Annotated in this window: 2 tRNA genes and 1 rRNA gene; all 3 read right to left on the reverse strand. The window is 56.0% G+C overall.

The window, feature by feature from the left end:
• Positions 1-7 precede the first annotated feature (7 nt).
• Positions 8-83 (reverse strand) — tRNA-Ala (locus QA649_RS28850).
• Between the two features lie 33 nt (positions 84-116).
• Positions 117-193 (reverse strand) — tRNA-Ile (locus tag QA649_RS28855).
• Between the two features lie 191 nt (positions 194-384).
• Positions 385-1,872: ribosomal RNA gene (locus QA649_RS28860) — 16S ribosomal RNA — on the reverse strand.
• Positions 1,873-3,561 lie beyond the last annotated feature (1,689 nt).

The raw sequence follows: 3,561 nt of genomic DNA on the forward strand, positions 1-3,561 counted from the left end.
AACCATCTGGTGGAGCCAGACGGGATCGAACCGACGACCTCATGCTTGCAAAGCACGCGCTCTCCCAGCTGAGCTATGGCCCCGTAACCAGAAGACGAATGCTCACTCGATGTAAGTGGTGGGCCTGGGAAGACTTGAACTTCCGACCTCACGCTTATCAAGCGCGCGCTCTAACCAACTGAGCTACAAGCCCCTAACGCATATCCCGTTAAGGACCCTGGATCCTGCCCTTGCAGGCCCAGCGCGTGTTCGTCCGCGAAGAAAGAGAAACGAAGACGGCGAAATCCCGCCAATGCAGCTCAACGATCTGGCGATCTGTTGGCCACTGATGTTTCTAAAACGATCCGATAGTGAGCTTGAGGCTCGCTGAAGGATCATCCTTAGAAAGGAGGTGATCCAGCCGCAGGTTCCCCTACGGCTACCTTGTTACGACTTCACCCCAGTCGCTGACCCTACCGTGGCCGGCTGCCTCCCTTGCGGGTTAGCGCACCGTCTTCAGGTAAAACCAACTCCCATGGTGTGACGGGCGGTGTGTACAAGGCCCGGGAACGTATTCACCGTGGCGTGCTGATCCACGATTACTAGCGATTCCAACTTCATGGGCTCGAGTTGCAGAGCCCAATCCGAACTGAGACGGCTTTTTGAGATTTGCTAGGGGTTGCCCCTTCGCATCCCATTGTCACCGCCATTGTAGCACGTGTGTAGCCCAGCCCGTAAGGGCCATGAGGACTTGACGTCATCCCCACCTTCCTCGCGGCTTATCACCGGCAGTCTCCTTAGAGTGCTCAACTAAATGGTAGCAACTAAGGACGGGGGTTGCGCTCGTTGCGGGACTTAACCCAACATCTCACGACACGAGCTGACGACAGCCATGCAGCACCTGTGTTCCAGGCTCCGAAGAGAAGGTCACGTCTCTGCGACCGGTCCTGGACATGTCAAGGGCTGGTAAGGTTCTGCGCGTTGCGTCGAATTAAACCACATGCTCCACCGCTTGTGCGGGCCCCCGTCAATTCCTTTGAGTTTTAATCTTGCGACCGTACTCCCCAGGCGGAATGCTTAAAGCGTTAGCTGCGCCACTAGTGAGTAAACCCACTAACGGCTGGCATTCATCGTTTACGGCGTGGACTACCAGGGTATCTAATCCTGTTTGCTCCCCACGCTTTCGTGCCTCAGCGTCAGTATCGGGCCAGTGAGCCGCCTTCGCCACTGGTGTTCTTGCGAATATCTACGAATTTCACCTCTACACTCGCAGTTCCACTCACCTCTCCCGAACTCAAGATCTTCAGTATCAAAGGCAGTTCTGGAGTTGAGCTCCAGGATTTCACCCCTGACTTAAAGACCCGCCTACGCACCCTTTACGCCCAGTGATTCCGAGCAACGCTAGCCCCTTCGTATTACCGCGGCTGCTGGCACGAAGTTAGCCGGGGCTTATTCTTGCGGTACCGTCATTATCTTCCCGCACAAAAGAGCTTTACAACCCTAGGGCCTTCATCACTCACGCGGCATGGCTGGATCAGGGTTGCCCCCATTGTCCAATATTCCCCACTGCTGCCTCCCGTAGGAGTTTGGGCCGTGTCTCAGTCCCAATGTGGCTGATCATCCTCTCAGACCAGCTACTGATCGTCGCCTTGGTAGGCCATTACCCTACCAACTAGCTAATCAGACGCGGGCCGATCTTTCGGCGATAAATCTTTCCCCGTAAGGGCTTATCCGGTATTAGCACAAGTTTCCCTGTGTTGTTCCGAACCAAAAGGTACGTTCCCACGCGTTACTCACCCGTCTGCCGCTGACGTATTGCTACGCCCGCTCGACTTGCATGTGTTAAGCCTGCCGCCAGCGTTCGCTCTGAGCCAGGATCAAACTCTCAAGTTGGACTTGAACTTTGAACCGGCTGATCACAACGTTTGACGAGGTCCCACCATTATCGACCGAAGTCGATGTGCTGCCTGCGATTCACATCGCTGGCAACGATGGTGTTTCCTTTGAAACGTGTACCGCCGAAGTCTTTCGTCCGGTCTCGATCAGAAAAGCCGAAGCTTTCCAGAAGCGAGACCCGCAAGGACTCCGCCGTCCACGTTTCTCTTTCTTCATCTTCACTTGTCAAACAGCCCGGGACCGGAGAGGCCCCAACCTTCCTGAGAAGAAGGGTTCCGACACTCTTACCGACGATGGATCAACTCCAACCGACTGGTGCCGGCTGTTGTGTCACTCAACAAGGTGAGGAGCATCAAGAGCGTCAATGCTTCCCTTGGCATCAAGGGCCGAAGAAAGCGCCCGACAGACGGGCAACGCTGAAAAAGGACATAGACGCTCATTCACCTGACTTCAAGCAGAAAATGAAAAGTTTTCCCTGCGCTCATCTTCTCGTGTCCGCGCAGCAGAGCAGCAAGCCTGATCATCCTGGTTATCCAGACGTTCATCGACTTTCCTCCCGGGCGCTCAGATAGTCAGAACTCTAGTCGCCTCCCCCTTCTCTCTCATCAAAGAGCGCTGGCGCAGTTTGTCTGCACCAAACGCTGAGCTTCTTCCTGAAAGCAGCAGACTTTCCCCACGCTTAGACACCTGACCGCACGATAGTCAGTTAAGTCTCCGTTCAGTGGCGCTCCAAAACTCGAACTCGGCCCCCCCGCGCGTTCATTGATCGATCGTCGCATCTGATTGCTTTTCTGCTTTGCCGCCATCGAGAGCAGGAAAACCGCATCCGCGAGCTTGTCCCGTGGCAAGCTTCTCAACTCAGCTGTAGAAGCCTGGATCTCCTTGCCGGAACTCCTATTGCGCTCGCGTCCTTGCTCCGCAAGTTGCGCACGCGCGCGAGATTTGCTCTTCCGTGTTCGAAACATCACTCACCATGCTCTCCGGCGAACGATATATCGCGGTGAACTAGAACTATAGTCCCGCTTTTTTCGAGACGACTAACCTGGGCTCCCCTCAATCGTCGATCCCTGCCTTCCCAGCTACGAAGCAATTTGCTGTGCGGAGTTGTATCTTCCGCAGCGCGAGGGCCCGACAATACGCCATGATGGTAGTGGCTATGACGCTGGCGACCACGATTGCGTTAGCTAGAGGTATCCGTCGACGCAACGTGATGGGATGTGATCGGTGAGCTCGCCTCCAACCGGACCGTCGCCCCTGCTTCCATCGAGCGCGGCGCCTGAATCCGGACGCTCCGTTGAAGGGGGCGACCAAGCAGTCACCCCAGCTTGGGATGTTCGAAATATACCGCGCGCCGTCGTTGCCGTCGCCGAGAGCTTGCGCAATTCGACGATGTAAATCCGCAGGCCTATGACCCCTTCGGAACTTTGATCGTGCACGTACCACCAACCGGTGGGGGTCAGCCTCAGTTCAGAACGCCGGTTCACACTAGCTGGTCCCGCCAACCGAGTATAAAGGAATTCCTCGTTGGCCGCACCAGGACCTAATCGACCGGCAAACTCGAGACAGACAGGCGCTGGCAGTCCGCTCTTGAAGCCTTACCTGCTCTCACGATCCGGCAAGACAAGCGCGGCCAGTTCAGCTGACCTTCCCTCAGGTTGCTGTTTCGCCCGACGGTCGACAGCGCCG

The sequence above is a fragment of the Bradyrhizobium sp. CB1717 genome, assembly GCF_029714325.1.
Lineage (GTDB): Bacteria > Pseudomonadota > Alphaproteobacteria > Rhizobiales > Xanthobacteraceae > Bradyrhizobium.